Annotated in this window: 21 protein-coding genes; 1 reads left to right on the top strand and 20 read right to left on the bottom strand. The window is 66.8% G+C overall.

The features are described 5' to 3' along the window. Positions 1–15 precede the first annotated feature (15 nt). The 7 genes from ACSQ24_RS17310 to ACSQ24_RS17340 all read right to left on the bottom strand — a co-directional run bounded on the left by ACSQ24_RS17310 (position 16) and on the right by ACSQ24_RS17340 (position 4579). The gene (locus tag ACSQ24_RS17310) at positions 16–1158 is read right to left on the bottom strand and encodes an alpha-D-ribose 1-methylphosphonate 5-triphosphate diphosphatase (RefSeq protein WP_436095871.1); all 1143 of its coding nucleotides are present in this window, start codon (positions 1156–1158) and stop codon (positions 16–18) included. Positions 1159–1226: 68 nt separating this feature from the next. Continuing rightward, positions 1227–1775 carry a HupE/UreJ family protein gene (locus ACSQ24_RS17315; RefSeq protein ID WP_436095872.1) on the bottom strand — a complete coding sequence of 183 codons (549 nt, stop codon included), beginning with the start codon at positions 1773–1775 and terminating at the stop codon, positions 1227–1229. Between the two features lie 40 nt (positions 1776–1815). Then, positions 1816–2448, bottom strand: coding sequence for an urease accessory protein UreG (ureG, locus tag ACSQ24_RS17320; protein WP_436095873.1), 633 nt, complete (start codon positions 2446–2448; stop codon positions 1816–1818). 3 nt (positions 2449–2451) lie between these two features. Next, positions 2452–2889 (bottom strand): DUF3995 domain-containing protein, encoded by a 438-nt coding sequence (locus ACSQ24_RS17325; protein ID WP_436095874.1) that lies wholly within the window; start codon positions 2887–2889, stop codon positions 2452–2454. After that, entirely contained in the window at positions 2886–3563 is a 678-nt protein-coding gene (locus ACSQ24_RS17330) for an urease accessory protein UreF (protein WP_436095875.1), read from the bottom strand. Before ACSQ24_RS17330 ends, ACSQ24_RS17325 begins: the two co-directional genes overlap by 4 nt. A 3-nt stretch (positions 3564–3566) precedes the next feature. Further along, entirely contained in the window at positions 3567–4247 is a 681-nt protein-coding gene (locus ACSQ24_RS17335; protein ID WP_436095876.1) for an urease accessory protein UreE, read from the bottom strand. Between the two features lie 23 nt (positions 4248–4270). Beyond that, positions 4271–4579 carry a putative quinol monooxygenase gene (locus ACSQ24_RS17340; RefSeq protein WP_436095877.1) on the bottom strand — a complete coding sequence of 103 codons (309 nt, stop codon included), beginning with the start codon at positions 4577–4579 and terminating at the stop codon, positions 4271–4273. A gap of 151 nt (positions 4580–4730) precedes the next feature. On the opposite strand from ACSQ24_RS17340, the gene ACSQ24_RS17345 reads away from it, so the two are divergent. Next, positions 4731–5774: an amino acid ABC transporter substrate-binding protein gene (locus ACSQ24_RS17345; RefSeq protein ID WP_436095878.1), complete on the top strand. Its 1044-nt coding sequence runs from the start codon at positions 4731–4733 to the stop codon at positions 5772–5774. 1 nt (position 5775) lies between these two features. Here ACSQ24_RS17345 and ACSQ24_RS17350 read toward each other — a convergent pair whose 3' ends face one another. The 13 genes from ACSQ24_RS17350 to ACSQ24_RS17410 form a co-directional block, all read right to left on the bottom strand. After that, positions 5776–6753: a GSU2403 family nucleotidyltransferase fold protein gene (locus ACSQ24_RS17350; RefSeq protein ID WP_436095879.1), complete on the bottom strand. Its 978-nt coding sequence runs from the start codon at positions 6751–6753 to the stop codon at positions 5776–5778. A gap of 50 nt (positions 6754–6803) precedes the next feature. Then, positions 6804–7832: an ABC transporter substrate-binding protein gene (locus ACSQ24_RS17355; protein WP_436095880.1), complete on the bottom strand. Its 1029-nt coding sequence runs from the start codon at positions 7830–7832 to the stop codon at positions 6804–6806. 151 nt (positions 7833–7983) lie between these two features. Next, complete coding sequence (locus ACSQ24_RS17360; RefSeq protein ID WP_436095881.1) at positions 7984–8457, bottom strand: VOC family protein; 474 nt, start codon at positions 8455–8457, stop codon at positions 7984–7986. An 86-nt stretch (positions 8458–8543) separates the two neighbouring features. After that, complete coding sequence (gene ureC, locus ACSQ24_RS17365; protein ID WP_436095882.1) at positions 8544–10280, bottom strand: urease subunit alpha; 1737 nt, start codon at positions 10278–10280, stop codon at positions 8544–8546. A 9-nt stretch (positions 10281–10289) separates the two neighbouring features. Then, a complete protein-coding gene (locus ACSQ24_RS17370; RefSeq protein WP_436095883.1) occupies positions 10290–10688 on the bottom strand; it encodes a PIN domain-containing protein in 399 nt (132 codons plus the stop codon). Continuing rightward, complete coding sequence (locus ACSQ24_RS17375; protein ID WP_436095884.1) at positions 10688–10969, bottom strand: AbrB/MazE/SpoVT family DNA-binding domain-containing protein; 282 nt, start codon at positions 10967–10969, stop codon at positions 10688–10690. The genes ACSQ24_RS17370 and ACSQ24_RS17375 overlap by 1 nt, the downstream gene beginning before the upstream one ends. A gap of 64 nt (positions 10970–11033) precedes the next feature. After that, positions 11034–11615, bottom strand: a complete 582-nt coding sequence (locus ACSQ24_RS17380) for an HD domain-containing protein (protein ID WP_436095885.1) — start codon at positions 11613–11615, stop codon at positions 11034–11036. A gap of 104 nt (positions 11616–11719) precedes the next feature. Next, complete coding sequence (locus tag ACSQ24_RS17385; RefSeq protein WP_436095886.1) at positions 11720–12547, bottom strand: DUF1003 domain-containing protein; 828 nt, start codon at positions 12545–12547, stop codon at positions 11720–11722. A gap of 135 nt (positions 12548–12682) precedes the next feature. Then, positions 12683–13303, bottom strand: a complete 621-nt coding sequence (locus ACSQ24_RS17390) for an urease subunit gamma (protein WP_436095887.1) — start codon at positions 13301–13303, stop codon at positions 12683–12685. Further along, a complete protein-coding gene (locus ACSQ24_RS17395) occupies positions 13300–13644 on the bottom strand; it encodes a hypothetical protein (RefSeq protein WP_436095888.1) in 345 nt (114 codons plus the stop codon). The genes ACSQ24_RS17390 and ACSQ24_RS17395 overlap by 4 nt, the downstream gene beginning before the upstream one ends. Positions 13645–13654: 10 nt before the next feature. Next, positions 13655–14512 (bottom strand): urease accessory protein UreD, encoded by an 858-nt coding sequence (locus ACSQ24_RS17400; protein WP_436095889.1) that lies wholly within the window; start codon positions 14510–14512, stop codon positions 13655–13657. A gap of 236 nt (positions 14513–14748) precedes the next feature. Then, positions 14749–15642 (bottom strand): PfkB family carbohydrate kinase, encoded by an 894-nt coding sequence (locus ACSQ24_RS17405; protein ID WP_436095890.1) that lies wholly within the window; start codon positions 15640–15642, stop codon positions 14749–14751. 5 nt (positions 15643–15647) lie between these two features. Then, positions 15648–16694 carry an aldose epimerase family protein gene (locus ACSQ24_RS17410; protein WP_436095891.1) on the bottom strand — a complete coding sequence of 349 codons (1047 nt, stop codon included), beginning with the start codon at positions 16692–16694 and terminating at the stop codon, positions 15648–15650. Positions 16695–16700 lie beyond the last annotated feature (6 nt).

Genomic DNA, 16700 nt, shown 5'->3' on the forward strand with positions numbered 1-16700 from the left:
AACCGGCGAGGTAGATCAGGCGAGAATCCGCTGATCCGCCAGATGCACCAGCCGCCCGCCGGCGATGGTCGCTACCACGCGCGGCTGCGGCTCCGGCGCGATCAGCACGAGATCGGCGCGCTTGCCCGGCGCGATGACGCCGCGATCGGAGAGCCCGAGCGCCGCTGCCGGCCCCTGCGAGACCAGTCGCCAGGCCGTGGCGAAATCCGCGGCGCCCTTGCGCGTCAGGATGAAGGGCGCGAGCGGCAAGGCGGGGTAATAATAGTCCGAGGCCAGGATGGTGCAGAGCCCTGCCCGCACCATCGCCTCCGCCGACGGGCAATCGATATGCGAGCCGCCGCGCACGACGTTCGGCGCGCCGAAGACGATCGCCTCGCCATGGGCGGCGGCCTCGCGCGTCGTCGCCTCGTTGACCGGGAATTCGGCGATGGTGACGCCGAGGCCGCGATACCAGCGCCGCATCTCAGGGGTCATGTCGTCATGGGACATTGCCGGGACGCCGGCGGAGCGCGCCGCCGCCGCGAGCCGCTCGATCAAGCCCGGCACCTCGTCCCTGCGATTCCAGACGTTCTCGGCCAGCGTCATGAAATCCTCGTGCGACAAGCCGGTGCGCTCGACCATCTTGGCGATCTTGTCCGGCCGGCTGCTCGATTTCAGGATGCCGCCGGTATGGTCGTTGAAGGCGAGCACGCCGACGCGACCGGTGCCGAGCCAGTCCATGATCTCGGCCTCGGCGGCGAGATTGAAGGTCTCGTGGCGCAGATGGAAGCGCGTGTCGGCGCCGAGCTCGGGCTTCAACGCCGCGATCCGCTCGACCAGCAGGCGAGCGTTGTCGGCGCCGCGCAGGCCGGGTTCCCAGGACCAGGTGACGCCGTGGAACGCGGTGGTGATGCCGCTCGCCAGGATGGCGCGGTCGGCGTCGCGCAAAGCGAGGTCGATGTCGAAGGAGACGCCCGGCCGCGGCATGATGTGGCGCTCGAAGGCGTCGCCATGGCAATCGACGATGCCGGGCAGGACATAGAGGCCGGTGGCGTCGATTTGCAGCGCCTTGGCCGGAGGGGCGCCGTCCAGCGTGGCGATGCGTTCCCCATCCGTGACCAGGTCTGCACGGACGAGCGCTTCGGTCAGCACCTCGCCGCCGGTGATATGCAGATTCACGCCCCGCCTCCGTCATTGAAAGGACGGCGCGCTTGGCCGCCTTTCATGACATAGCGATGACGCTCGCCTTAGCCGGCGAGGAGGGCGACGCCGGCCAGGACGAGTCCGCCACCAGCAACGCGGGCGAGAAGCGGCGCGCGGGCGGCAAGAGCGCCGGCCAGCAGGATGCCGACGAGGTGAAGCGCGGCCGTGGCGATGACGAAGCCGGCGGCATAGGCAAGCCCGCTGGCGTTCTCCGGCTGCTCGGCGCCGTGGGCGAAGCCGTGGAAGATCGCGAGGATGCCGCAGGCGAGCGTGCCAGCGGCGAGTGGCGGCGAGGCTTTCAGCGCAACCGCGGCCCCAAGGATGATCACCGAGAAGGCGATGCCCGTCTCGACGCCCGGCAACGCACCGCCTGACATGCCCCACGCGCCGGCCAGCGCCATCGTGCCGACGAAGGCCGCGGGATAGGCGATGCGCGCCTTGCCGCCGACGAGCCCAGCCCAGAGACCGACCGCCACCATCGCCAGCACATGGTCGAGCCCGGTCAGCGGATGCATCAGGCCATGGACGAAGCCGTCGACGGGCCCGGCGCCGGTATGGGCGAAGGCCGGGGCCGAAACGAGGGTCAGCAGCATGGCAAGAGATCCGGTCGCGCGCATCGTCGGTGTCCTATCCTCAGCTCAGGGCCGGCGCCTTCAACCCGCCGGCAGTCTCGATGAAATCGACGACCAGGTCGACGCCCTCCCCCGCCCGCGTGTTGGTGAAGGCATAGGGGCGCTTGCCGCGCATGGTCTTCGAGTCCCGGTCCATCACAGCAAGATCCGCGCCGACATGCGGGGCGAGGTCGGTCTTGTTGATGACGAGCAGGTCGGAGCGGGTGATGCCGGGCCCGCCCTTGCGCGGGATCTTCTCGCCGGCGGCGACGTCGATCACGTAGATCGTCAGGTCGGCGAGTTCTGGCGAGAAGGTCGCGGCGAGATTGTCGCCGCCGGACTCGATCAGGATCAGGTCGAGCGACGGGAATTTGCCACGCATCTCCGCGACCGCCGCGAGGTTGATCGAGCAGTCCTCGCGGATCGCAGTATGCGGGCAGCCACCGGTCTCGACACCCATGATCCGCTCCTCCGGCAGGGCCCCGGAGACGGTCAGGATGCGGGCATCCTCCTTGGTGTAGATGTCGTTGGTGATGGCGCAGATCTCGTAGCGGTCGCGCATGCGCTTGCACAGCGCCTCCATCAGCGCGGTCTTGCCGGAGCCGACCGGGCCGCCGATGCCGACGCGCAAGGGGCCGTGGGGAGAGCGGGTCATCGATCAGGGTCCTTGCAGGAGCAGTACCGCATAGCCCGCGGCGATCAGCAGGCAGAGCGGCGAGTAATAGCGGCGATCATAGCTGGCGAAAGGCTCGAGCGGGTGCAGCCGCCGCCAGGCCGGCAGGAAGCCAGCGACGCCGCGAAGCAAGAACACCGCCATGATCGCGAAGCCACCAAGCAGGAGTAGCGGTCGCAAGGCGGCCGTGCCGGACGTCCCGATCAGAAGCAGCGGCCAGATCGCCGTCACGACGATCGCCAGCGCGACCAGCAGGCACAAGCCGGGCGACGGCATGCGCCTAGCCTGCGCATTGCCAATAACGGTGGCGATCAGCTCGTCCTCGCTCGCTGCCGGCCAGAGGCCACCTCGACCCCAATAGGCGTGCAAGCCGGCGATGATCGCCAGGAGCAGCGCCAACGCGATGGCGATGGCGAAAGTCATGAGCGGAACAGCCGCGAATACTGGGTCTCGTGCCGCAAGCTGGCGAGGTCGGAGCGGAAGACGCAGCCGCCGAGATCGTCGAGCGCCATGGTCTCGGCGCGGACCGCCGCCTCGCGCAGGGCCGGCGTCAGCCGGGCAATGACTTTCTGGCCATCAGTCTGCCCGACGATGCCGAGCCGGACGGCGGCCGAGACGAGGTTGGCGACGAAGGCGAGCGCAAAGGCCTCGAGCGAAGACGCCAGGGGCAGGCCGTGGCCGCTGGCGGCGACCGCGACGGCGATCGGATAGGCGACATCGCCCGGCCAGGCGGCGCGCAGCGCGTCGATCGACGCGCAGGGCCAGGAGGCCGCAATCGCGGAGACGAAGGCGTTGCCCTGGGTCACCGTCTCGAGCCGGCGCTCGGCCGAGTTCGCCAGAGCGAGCGTCAGTTCCGCAACCTCCCGCAACGCCTTGGCGTCACCCTCGCCGCTCGCCCGCCAGGACGCGGCGAAGAGGATGAGATCATTGCGGAGCGCGCCGTGCTCGACCAGGGCATCGAGCCAGTCCGCGAGGCCCTCGGCATCGGTGACGTCGCCGACCTCGAAGGCCCATTCCAGCCCGTGCGAATAGGCGAAGCCGCCGACCGGGAAGGCCGGCGAGAGCCAGATCATCAGGGGCAGAAGCGCGCCCTGCATGGCTCAGTGGTCGTGCTTGTGGCCCTTGTGGCCATGCTCATGGCCGTGATGGCCATGGTCATGCTTGTGGCCGTGGTCGTCATGGTGATGGTCATGACCGCAGCCGCAGGAGGCGCCATGGGCGTGTTCATGTGTGTGATGGTGCTCATGGCCGTGGTCATGGCCGGCATGGGAATGCCCTTGGTCGTGGCCATGTTCATGGCCGTGATCATGATGGGCGTGACCGTGGTCATGGCCGCAATCGGCGTGATCATGGTCGTAGGCGCCGCGCTCAGGCTGGAACGGCCGCTCGATCTCGCTCATCGTGCAGCCCTGGCCGCGGACCATCTCGGCCAGCACATGATCGTGCTCGATATAGATCGCGTCGTTGGTGATCTCGGCCGGGGTGTGGCGGTTGCCGATATGCCAGGCGACGCGCATCAGCCGCAGCGGGTTCTCGGCGGTGATCTCGATCAGCTTCTGCGCCGCCGCCTTGATCAGGACGAGCGAGCCGTCCTCGAGCTTGACCGCATCGCCGTCGCCAAGCGCGGTCGGCTTGTCGAGGTCGAGCAGGATGTCGCGCCCACCATCGCCCTTCAGCGCGACGCGGCGGCGGTTGCGGTCTTCATGGTCGAGGGTCAGGGTCTCGACGACCCGGTCCTGCTTGACCGCGGCCTTGCGGACGACGGAGATGGCGCGCTGCATGACGAAACTCGTGGCGTGATGGATCAGAGGCGATCGACCGATCGCGGTTCCACCACTTCGATCACCGGAGCGGCGCTGACGCAAGTCCCGACGATGGCGAGGAATGACTGGAGGTGCGGCTGCTGCATGTGCCGGTCGATATCGGCGCGCGCCTCCCAGCTCTCCAAGCTGACGAAATGGCCGGGCTCGGTCGCGCTTTCATAGATGTCGTAGTCGAGGCAACCCTGCTCGTGACGCGTTGCCGCAATGCAGTCGCGCGCCGCCGCGAGGAAGCGTTCGCGCTCCGCGAGGCTGACCTTGGCGCGGGCGATGACGAGAACGGGATCGGACATGCCCGGACGGACTCCACTGTTACGCTCTCACGCGGGTACGGCAGAGAAGAGCGCCTGGATGCACCGCTCCAATCGATTAGCCGCATAAATAGCTCTGGCTCGCCCATCGGCGAGCCTGTTAGATCGGCCGGCTAATAATCAGGGGAATCTCATGCTCAGAATTTCAGCACGGTGCGCCCGCAATTTCGGCAGCGCCCTGGCGGGCCTCTGCCTCGCGGCGGCGCTTCCGCTCGCGGCCCAGGCCCAGACGGCGCTCGAGCGGATCAAGCAGCGCGGCCATCTCATCTGCGGCACCAGCCAGGGCGTCGCCGGCTTCTCGCTGCCCGATGCGCAGGGTCAGTGGCGCGGCTTCGACACCGATCTCTGCCGGGCGCTGGCGGCAGCCATTTTCAACGACCAGGAGAAGGCGAAATACATCTCGCTGGCCTCGAAGGACCGGCTGACGGTGCTGCAGAGCGGCGAGATCGACGTGCTCTCGCGCACCACGACCTGGACACTCGGCCGCGACGCCGGCTTCGGCCTCAACTTCACCGCGATCAACTATTTCGACGGCCAGGGCTTCCTCGTCCGCAAGACCACCGGCGTGAAGGATGTCAAGGCGCTCAACGGCGCCTCGATCTGCGTGGCGCAGGGGACGACCACCGAGCTCAATCTCGCCGACTATTTCCGCAATCACGGCATGAAATACGAGGTGATCGCCTATGCCGGCCTCGACGAAACGATCCAGGCCTATGAGGCCGGCCGCTGCGACGCCTACACCACCGACCTGTCGCAACTGGCGGCAAACCGGATGAAGCTCAAGGCCCCGGCCGAACACGACCTGCTGCCCGAGATGATCTCGAAGGAGCCGCTCGGCCCCTGGGTCCGCCAGGGCGACGATGGCTGGTTCGATATCGTGCGCTGGACGGTCTACGCCATGCTGAACGCCGAGGAGTTCGGCATCACCCAGGCCAATGTCGACGAGATGGTGAAGTCGACCAATCCCGAGATCAAGCGGCTGCTCGGCAGCGAGGGCAAGTTCGGCGAGAGCCTCGGCCTCTCCAACGACTGGGTCGTGCGCATCGTCAAGGCAGTCGGCAATTACGGCGAGAGCTTCGACCGGCATCTCGGCGCCAAATCGCCGCTCAACCTGCCGCGCGGCATGAACCGGCTGTGGACGCAGGGCGGCCTGCAATACGCGCCGCCGGTGCGGTGATTCAAGGTTCGAGGCCGAGCATCGCCAAAGAGCGCTCGATCGGCCTCGACCAGCCATCCCGGCCGCGTCGCATGGCGTCGGCCAGCGCATCCTGCCAGGCATAAGGAGCGTCGGCGCGCAGCAGTTCGATCATCGCCCCGGCCTGCGCAAGGTCCTTGCGGCTTTTGACGATCTCATGCGCGCCGCGCCTTTGCGCGACGATGAGCTTGTGGACCGCGAACCGGCCGGGCTGAGGCAACATCACGGGCACGCCCGCGCCATGGAGCGCGACGGCCGGAACCGGATCGACGATCAGCCAGTCGAGATGCTGGAGGGGCGTCGCGCCGGCGGCGAGGCCCTTGAGCGGCATCGGATCGCGATCGCTGCGGCGGCGCTGCGGCGTCAACAGGTCAACGACGAAGCCCTGCGCGTCGCGAAAGCGCGAAGACGGCGCTTTCGGATCGAGCCCAGGCACGGCGGAAAAGCTCGGCTCGGCGCGTCGCAGGATCGCCAGCATGCTGTCGCCCTGGATCTCCGCGTCGAGAGCCAGGTCGGCGGTAGCCAGGTCGAGATCCTGTGTCATCACGGTCGCAGCCGGCAGGATGGCACCGAGCAAAGGCGGATAGCACTGATAGGCCGCCGTGCCGACCAGCACGGCTCCACGCCGGAAGAGGCCGGCATGAGCTACGGAATCAGCCACCTTGCCAAGCGCCGTTGTAGGCCCAGGGATGAGGCGGCGCAGCGCCGCCACCAGACGGCGGCGCTCCTCTCGACGCGCCATCTCGGCGCGAGCGGCCTCGGCACGCACGAGTACCTCGGGATCGTCGGCACGACCAAGATGCTCGACCGTGCGGCTCGTCCCAACCCAGCGCTGGAGCCTCAAATAGCGGATGCCAGCAACCGTCGTCGCCACCACCGTCGCTTCATCCGGCGAGGCTGTGGCAACCTGCTGCTGCAGATCGGCATAGAGCGTCTGGATATTGAGCGGGATGCGCTGCATCTCGACTTAGTAGCACAAATCGATATCTGTGCTACTAAACGCGGGCGCCCTCAGCGCGGCAGCGCCTTCACCTCGTCGTCGAACTTCTTGAGGAGGCGCGAGCGCTCGGCCGGGCTGCCCCAGCGCGGGGTGTCGTAGTCGATCAGCTTGATCTCCTCGAACTTGGGCGCGTCGGGCGAGAGCTTGGAATTCCTGTTCGAGGGGATCGAGTTGATCTTGAGCTTGGCGTTGATGTCCTGCGCCTCCGGCGAGAGCGTGAAATCGACGAATTTGCGCGCGGCTTCCGGGTTCTTGCCGCCCTTGATCACCGAAACCGAACCGGTCTCGTAGCCGGTGCCCTCGCAGGGCGCGACGATGCCGATCGGCGCGCCCTGCAGCTTCTGCGTCAGCATGTCGTGCATGAAAGCGATGCCGACCGCGGTCTCGCCGAGCGCCGTCGCCTTGACCGGGGCGATGCCGGACTTGGTGTACTGGCTGATGTTCTTGTGCAGGCTCTTGAGGAACGCGAAGCCCTTGTCCTCGCCGAGGCGCTGGACCGTGGTGGCGAGGAAGACATAGGCCGTCCCGGACGAGCTGGGATCAGCGATCTGGACCTCGTCCTTGAACTTCGGATCGAGCAGATCGGCCCAGCATTTCGGCTCGGCCAGCTTCTTGCCCTTCAGGGTATCGAGATTGTAGCCGATGCCGAGCACGCCGAGATAAATGCCGGCGGTACGAAACTTCGACTGCTCAGCATGGCGCCTGGCCCAGTCGTGCAGCTCTACCAGCTTGGGCGATTTGTACTCGTCGAGCAGGCCCTCATCGGCAGCCTGCAGATGCGGCTCGCCCGGCCCGCCCCACCAGACGTCGCCGCGAGGATTGGTCGCCTCGGCCTTGACCTGCGCATAGACTTCGCCGGTGCTCTTGCGCATCATCTGGATCTTGATGCCGGTCGCCTTCTCGAAGATCGAGGCGCCTTCCCGGCACTGCTCCTCGAGGATCGAGCAGTAGACGGTGACCTGTCCCTGGGCGGCGGCAGGCGTCGCGAAGGCGGCGAAAGCCGCGCCGGCGAGCACGGCGGCATGGGAAAGACGGAACACGGCAACCTCCCTGAACGGCTGTTTTCTTTAGCCGACACAGGAAGAGGCATGCAGCTGGGTGTCAACCTCCCTGCCCCCGCACATCGTCCTTGCGCCGCCCCGGTCGATGCTATGCGGCCGGCCTCAGAACGGGAAATAGCGCCTGCGGGTCCTATTCGGCACCCGTATCCAACGCCCGCCACTTGGAGAGTTTAACCGTCCCAGACATATCAGGCCGAGCCCTGCCTGGCAGGATCGCGATGTATTCCAGTGAATGGCCGTCGGGATCGTCGAAGTAGACGCTCGCGGCGGGCATCCAGGGGAAAACCACCGGCTCGTCGATTTCAGGACCGCCGCCACCGTTGCGAGGCACGATGCCTTTGGCGCGAAGCACCTGGATCGATTGCTTCACCTCCTCCAGACCCGTGTGGAAGGCGATGTGGAGTCTCAGGCGCAGCGGAGAACTCTGAATCGACCAGAGTCCGAGCATCGATCTGTCACGCCCGCCGACCCAGAAGAAGGCAGCGTTGCGCGCTGGAACCGTATGGGCCAGTTCGAGGCCGACGACATCCCGGTAAAACGCGATCGACCGCGAAAGGTCCGACACCGTGAGATGGCTCTCATACAGGCCCTTGATCGGTATCATGATGCCCCTCCGAGGAGCTCCCCGGCGACCGCCAGCCCCTGGAATCTGCGGGCGGCGAGGAACGCACCGACGATAGCCCTGCCCCCTCAGAACAGGAAATAGCGCTGCGCCAGCGGCAACTCCCTGGCAGGCTCGCAGACCAGTAACTCGCCATCCGCCACCACCGCATAGGTCTCCGGATCGATCTGGATGTCCGGCGTGGCGTCGTTGTGGATCATGCTTTTCTTCGAGATGCCGCCGCGGGTGTTCTCGACCGCGACCATCTCCTTGTCGGTGCCGAGGCGACCCTTCAGCCCGTTCGCCATCGCCGCCTGCGAGACGAAGACCAGCGAGGTCGATGTCACCGCCTTGCCGAAGGCGCCGAACATCGGCCGGTAATGCACCGGCTGCGGCGTCGGGATCGAGGCGTTGGGATCGCCCATTGGGGCGGCGGCGATCATGCCGCCCTTGACGACGAGATCGGGCTTGGCGCCGAAGAAGGCCGGCGACCAGACGACGAGGTCGGCGAGCTTGCCGACCTCGATCGAGCCGATATGCCTGGATATGCCATGCGAGATCGCCGGGTTGATCGTGTACTTGGCGACATAGCGCTTGGCCCGGAAATTGTCGGCGCCGGTGCCGGCATCCTCCGGCAGAGGCCCGCGCTGGACCTTCATCTTGTGCGCGGTCTGCCAGGTGCGGGTGATTACCTCGCCGATGCGGCCCATGGCCTGGCTGTCCGAGGACATCATCGAGAGCGCGCCGAGATCGTGCAGGATGTCCTCGGCGGCGATCGTCTCCTTGCGGATGCGGCTCTCGGCGAAGGCGAGGTCCTCCGGGATCGAGGGCGACAAATGATGGCAGACCATCAGCATGTCGAGATGCTCGTCGAGCGTGTTGACGGTGAAGGGCCGGGTCGGATTGGTCGAGGACGGCAGCACGTTCGGCAGCCCTGCGACCTTCATGATATCCGGCGCGTGACCGCCGCCGGCGCCCTCGGTATGGAAGGCGTGGATGGTGCGGCCCTTGATCGCCTTGATCGTGTCCTCGACGAAACCCGACTCGTTCAGCGTGTCGGAGTGGATCATCACCTGGACGTCGTATTCGTCGGCGACCGAGAGGCAGTTGTCGATCGCGCCCGGCGTCGTGCCCCAGTCCTCGTGAAGCTTGAGCGCGCAGGCGCCGGCCTCGATCATCTCGATCAGCGCGCCGGGCAGCGCGGCATTGCCCTTGCCGGCGAAGGCGAGGTTCATCGGGAAGGCGTCGGCGGCGCGGATCATCTGGCCGAGATGCCACGGGCCGGGCGTGCAGGTCGTCGCCAGCGTGCCATGGGCCGGGCCGGTGCCGCCGCCGAGCATGGTGGTCAACCCGCTCATCAGCGCATCCTCGATCTGCTGCGGGCAGATAAAATGGATATGGCTGTCGAAGCCGCCAGCGGTGACGATCTTGCCCTCGCCGGCGATGACCTCGGTGCCGGGGCCGACGATGATCGTCTCGTCAGGCGCAAAATTGCCGAATCCGGCCTGGATGTCGGGGTTACCGGCCTTGCCGATGGCGCAGATGCGGCCGGCCCTGATGCCGATATCGGCCTTCACGATGCCCCAATGGTCGAGGATCAGTGCGTTGGTGATGACGGTGTCAACCGCGCCGTCGGCGTTCCTGACCTGGCTCTGGCCCATGCCGTCGCGGATGACCTTGCCGCCACCGAACTTCACCTCCTCACCATAGGTGGTGAAATCCTTCTCGACCCTGATGACGAGCTCGGTGTCGCCCAAGCGAACGGTATCGCCGGTGGTCGGGCCGAACATGGCGGCATAGGCATTGCGCGGAAAGGCGAAGGGCATGGCAGGGCCTCAGCTCGGGACGGGCGAGAACAGACGCTCGATCGCAGCGGCGTCGCGATCGAATGTCAGCGTGGTCGAACAGCCGGATGCAAGATTCGCGACACCGATCAGGCAGTCGCCAAAATCGGCATTACCCGCTTCGAACTCGGCCACAGCTTCGTCGACGAGCGCTGCACGCTCGACCATGAACTCCGGCGCCTCGAGCACAAAGCGCAACCACTGTACGATCTCCGTGCGCGGAAGCTTGTAGCGCCGCGTCAGCGTCCATCCGAACTCGAGCATGACGAACACGCTGAGGAAAAACGGCGCCTGGCCGGAATGCCTGACGAGTTGCTCGACCTGACGCGCCTGGTCAGCATTCGTGCGATCCACGATCCGCAGAAGAACATTGGTGTCGAGCGCCTGCATCAGTTGCCGCGCCGGACCCGTTCTTCCTGCTCATTCATCGCTTCGGTGATCGCATCATCGATATCGGCCTGCGTTAGCGGCCGCCCAAGCGTGAGCGGAGGCAGTGTCTCGCGCAACTCGAAGATGCTCCTTCGGCGCTTCGGGACGACATTGAGCTGCTTGTCGTCAGTCAGCTCGAAGCGAAGCTCGTCGCCCGGCCGCAAATCCAGAGCCTGCCGGATTTCGGCCGGCAGCGTGAACTGCCCCTTGGACGTCATGACGCTGGCGATTTTGATGCTCATATGCTCGCTCTCCTTACATATTAATGGAGTAAGGATACAGCAAAAGTAAGGCAACCCGGCCTCTCTATGCCGATGGCTGGAACTCGTCAATGCTTCTGGCCGCCGCCGCGGTAGCCTGATCAAACAGCAGGTCGAGCGCGGCATTAAGGCCGCGGCAGCTGGCGGCGACACCCGTCGCGAACTGCAGCCAGTCGCGACGGCGCGCCACGTCCCAGTCCGCCGGCGGGTCCTCGGCCAACTCGCGCAGGCCGCTGATCTTGTCGGCGAGCCGCAGCAGGCGCGCCGCCTCGGTCTTCTCGCCGATCGTCTCGATCTGCATGCGATGCCGCTCCGCCTCCGGCAGGCTCTTGTCGTCGCTCACTTCGGCGACGAGCGAGGCAACTCGCGGGCCGAAGACGTTCTCGATCTCGTCGCTGGTGATCCTGGTCTTCTCGACGGCGTCATGCAGCCAGGCCGCGGCGACGAGCTCGGCATCGGGCTTCTCCAGCGCCTTGGCGAGGAGATCGGCGACTTCCGCGAGGTGCAGGATGAAGGGCGGGCCGCTTTCGCCCTTGCGCGTCTGCCCATTGTGGACGCGGGCGGCAAAACCAGCCGCATGCGTCACCAGCGCGATCTGGTCGCGCAGCAGATTATCGTCTTCGCGCATCAGGGCACCCTCCCGGTCGCCAATCCGTCCACGGCGTCACCTCGCCGAGCCGCATCGCCTGCGAGGCAACAAGAGGCCAACTCCTCGATGCGCGGACAGATCCATCAGCTGCCATTAGAGGGCTCGCCGTCCTCGCTTGGCCGCTCCGCCGGAACCACAACCACCTTCTTCTTCACCACCGGCTTCTTGCGGCGCTTCGGCTTGCGTCTCGGCAATTGTGCCTCCTGCAGCAGTTCGAGCTGGACCTGCTGAATCTCGGCGAGGCGCTGCCATTGCCGCGTGATCAGGTGGTCGACCTTCTCGTGCAGGTGCCGGACCTCGAGCTCGGCCTTGAGGTTGACCTGGTAGTCGTTGAAGGAGCGCAAGCGGTCCTTCGCCTCCTGCCGCTTCTGGCTCATCATGATGATCGGTGCCTGGATGGCCGCGATGCAGGACAGCACGAGGTTGAGCAGGATGAACGGATAAGGGTCGAAAGCGCCCGTCCCGGCGACGACGTTGACCAGCATCCAGACCGCCAGCACAACACCGAAGCTGATCAGGAAGGCCCATGAACCGCCGAAGCTGGCGAGCCCGTCCGAAAGACGCTCGCCGAGAGTGCGATGCTCCTCGAAATCGTCCTCGATGTTCTCGGCGATGGTCTCCTGCCGGGCGATGCTCTCGGCGACCTCGCGGTCCAGATCGGTGTACTCGCCATGCTCCTCGCGCAGGATCTCCTCGACATAGCGGGTGCGATAGCGCGCCAGCTCCTTGAGGCTGATCAGGCTGTGATCGTCGAGATCGGGGAAATCGCGCCTGATATGCTCGACCAGCGAGGGCCGCAGCGTTCCCAGCACGATCAGGTTCTTGCGGCTGAGCTCGGCGCCGCTGATGGCGCAGACGCCACGCTTGGCCTTGCCGCTTTCGAGCATGGGGAGTTCAGCGTCTTCTTGCATGAGGGCTTAGCCTGAGGAGCGTTCGAGCATGGCAGCTGCCACCGGCTGGCGGAAGCCGACGGCGCAACATTCACAACGCTGAAGCGGAATCTCGTCGCAAATGCGGTCTCGGACTGTGCAGTCTTGGGCGTCGTCTCAGAGCTTGCCCATGACCTCCTGGCGGAAGCCGTAGACCTCGCGCTTGCCGGCGAGCGCTACTAGCCTGACCTCGCGGGTCTGGCCGGGTTCGAAGCGCACGGCGGTGCCGGCCGGGATGTCGAGCCTGAAGCCGCGCGCCCTCTCGCGCTCGAAGGCGAGCGCCGGATTGGCCTCGAAGAAATGGTAGTGCGAGCCGACCTGGATCGGCCGGTCGCCGGTGTTGGCGACGGTGAGTGTCAGGCTCTCGCGGCCTTCGTTGAGGATGAGATCGCCCGGCAGGGTCGTGACCTCGCCCGGTCTCAGCCGGCCGGCCGAGCCGCGGATCGGCTCATGAACGGTGACGAGCTTGGTGCCATCCGGGAAGGTCGCCTCGACCTGGACGTCGTGCAGCATCTCGGCGATGCCGTCCATGACCTGATCGGCGGTCAAGACATGCGCGCCAGCCTCCATCAATTCGGCGACGGACTTTCCGTCGCGCGCACCCTCGACCACGAAGTCGGTGATGAGCGCGACGGCTTCGGGATGGTTGAGCTTGACGCCGCGCTCGAGCCTTCGCCTCGCCACCATGGCAGCCATGGCGATGATGAGCTTGTCCTTCTCGCGCGGCGTCAGATTCATGCCTTGACCTTCTCGTCCTCGTTCTCGGCGACTTCGTCTTCGTCATCTTCAGCGACTTCGGCGTCCTCGTCCTCTTCCTCGTCCGCCTCGTCGTCGGTCTCGTCCTCATCCTCGTCTTCGAGGGTGGCATATTCGTAGGCGAAGACAATCTCGCCCGTCGCCGGATCGAAGCTGCTCGCGGTCGACTCGTCGAAGGCCTCGATCAGCATCTCGGCATCCTCGGGGCCATCGACATCGAAGCGGCGTACGGCTTCCTCGCCCTCGCCCTTCAGCGCGAGCTCGATCGCCCAGCCGCGGGAGCCGGTATCATAGACGCATTTCAATCCCTGGATCGCCAGCATGACACTCTCCTCACGTTGACCAGGTGCGCGGCAGCGCACGGCCGATCAGATGCCCGAGCAGCATGACGAGGGCGCGACGCAGCGCCTGCGCGTCGGCGGAGAGGAGGCGGACCAGAAGGAAGCCGTCGAGGATGCCGGCGCCGGCCTCGACCTCGGCGAAAGCCGGATCGCCGGCGAGCAAGGCGCGGATTTCGGGGAGCTTTTCAGGCTGACCCGGGCCTGTGGCAAAGACGGTCGCAGCGGCACGCGCACCCAGCCCGACCGCGTTGCGACCCAAGGTCGCGTCGATGGCGCCGTCCAGCCTGAGGTCCTCGGCGAAGACCAGCCGGCCCTCGCGGCGGATGCGCCAGCGATCACGCAGCTGGCCACGCGACAAGCTTTCCCCCATGGCAGCGCGGCCGAAATAAAGCGTCTCGGCCGCAATGAAGCTGGCATCGGCCGCGAGATCGACATCCAGACTGCGCGACAGGCGCGAGCCGGAAAACAGGATCGTCTCCTGCGGCAGCCAGGCGAGTTCGGCGCCATCAGCGACGTCGATCCGGGTCTCGACCCGCGTCTCACTGCCCTGGCTGCGGTAGATCTTTTCCGCCGCCTGCGTGGTCACGGTCGCCTGCGCACCGGCATCGAGGGCGATCTGCGTGACGGCGCGATCGCCGCCCGCCATGCCGCCGGCTGTGTTGATCAGCACGGCCTCGCAGCGTTCATCGTATGCGGTCGGGAAGCGGGCGCGATAGCCGCCGCTCTCGGCGACCTCCAACCGCATGGTGCGCGCGCCGACATTGCCGAAGCGCAGGCGCACGCCCCCATCGGCGCGGACATAGTCCGGCAACAGCGGTTCGGGTGATTGCGGCAGCACGGGCGCGAACATGCGGGCGTCGGTCGGCGGAGAGGTGCTGCAGTGTTCCGCGATGCCCTTTGCCGGGCAAGAGGCCGCGGGGTCCGTGTTGCCCAAATAATCGGCAGAAACACTGGTCGTCCCGGGCGACCGAAGGGAGACCCGGGACCCATGCCTGAACCTTTATCGGAGAGGCTCAGGCATGGGTCCCGGATCGGCGCCGCTTCGCGGCTTGTCCGGGACGACCCGCGTTTGGGTTGAAGCCTCGCTCAGGGATGCGCCGCGAGGAAACGCTCGACCTCGCCCCGCGTCGGCGTGCCGGTGCGACCGCCGAAACGAGTGCATTTGATCGCGGCCACGGCCGAGGCGAAGCGCACCGCTTGGCGCTCGCTTTGCCCTTCGGCCAGCGCCAGCGCGAAGGCGCCATGCCAGACATCGCCGGCGCCGAGCGTATCGATCGCCTCGATCGGGAAGGCCGGCAGATGGGCGATGGCGCCATTCTCCATGAAGAGCACGCCGCGCGGGCCGAGCGTCACCGCCAGCCAGTTCTGCGCAGCGCGCGCGAGCGCTTCGAGGGCAGCCCTCGGCTCCTGTCCGCCCGAGATCTCGCTCAGCGCCTTCTCGCTGAAGGCGACATGGCTGGCGGTCGTGACCATCTCCGGATGGGTCGGCTGGCGGTCGCCGTCGATCACGCCGGGCACGCCGGCCTTGCGGGCGAGCCTCAGCGCCGCGAGCGAGCCCTCGCCCCAGCGCGTGTCGACCAGCACGCCATCGCAACCGGCCGGCAGCGTCTCGGGCAGCCAATCGGTCGTGAGCGGCGTCTTCGGGTCGGTATAGGAGACGACCATGCGCTCGCCCTGCGCGTCGATCAGGATCGAGGAGACCGGCGAGCGCAGGCCCGGAAAGCGCGGCGAGAGCGAGGTGTCGACGCCGTCCTGCTGCAACTGGCCGACGATGGTGTCGCCGACGGCGTCGTCGCCCAGCCGCGTCGCCAGCCAGGCCTTGCCGCCGAGCCGGCCGATCGCAGCCGAACCGCTGCCGGCGCAGCCGCCGCCGGTGACGACGAGGTCGCGGGCCCGATCCTTCTCGCCGGGATTGGGCACCCGCTCGACACTGTAGACATAGTCGAGCGTCGCGATACCGAGACAGAAGACACCGGCCATACGGCTTACGCTCCGAACCTGAATTCGCTGATCTGGCGATAGACTTCGCCGGGGCGCAGCACCGTCGATGGGAAGTGCGGCAGATTGGGTGAATCCGGCGCATGCTGCGGCTCGAGCGCGATGCCGGCGCAGGCGCCATAGGGCGAACCGTCAAGCCCGGAGACCGGCGTATCCAGCTTGGCGCCGTCATAGACCTGCAAGGCAGGCTCGGTCGTCCAGACCTCCATGGCGAGACCCGAGCGGCGCGAGCGCAAGGTCGCGGCATGGCCGAGTTCGAGGCCTGTCGCAGCGGTGGGCTCGCGGCGATCGCGCCGGAGCAGGTAGTTGTGATCGTACCAGAAGCGCGAGCCGTCCGGGTTCGTGAAGCGGACCGGCCGGCTTTTGCGGAAATCGAAGGGTGTTCCAGCCACCGAGGCGACCGAGCCGTCCGGGATCAGATCGGCATCGACCGGCGTGACCAGGTTGGCACGGACTTCGAACTCGTGATCGAGAATGTCCGGGGCATCGTCGAGACGGAAATAGGAATGGTGCGCCAGGTTGACGATCGTCGGCGCGTCCGTGGTGGCGGTGAGCTCGATCCGCAGGGTCGCTGCACTGGCGAGGCTGTAGCGGCAGAAGACATCGAGCGTGCCGGGATAGCCGGCATCGCCAGCGGAGGAGACCAGCGCCAGCGTCGCGCTAGCCTCGTCGTGGTGCACCAGCGTCCAGGGTCGCTTGCTGAAGCCCTGCCCGCCACCATGCAACGAGTTCCGGCCGTGCTCGTTCAGTGGCGTGCGGTATTCGACGCCGTCGAGCACGAAGCGGCCGCCGCCGATGCGGTTGGCGAAGCGGCCGGCGATCGCGCCCATATGCGGCGAATGCCGGGGATAGTCGGCGAAGTCGGGGAAGCCGAGCACGACGCGCTGTTGGCCACCACCGGGCAGCGGCACGACGAGATCGCGCAGCACCGCGCCCCACTCCATCACCCGCGCCTCGGCACCAGAGGCTGAGCGCAGCACGGCCTCGTGGATCGGCGTGCCGTCGTCGAGATGGCCGAAGAGGGTTTTGGTCAAGGCTCA

This window comes from Allobosea sp. LjRoot237, assembly GCF_964253285.1.
In the GTDB taxonomy this organism is placed as follows: domain Bacteria; phylum Pseudomonadota; class Alphaproteobacteria; order Rhizobiales; family Beijerinckiaceae; genus Allobosea.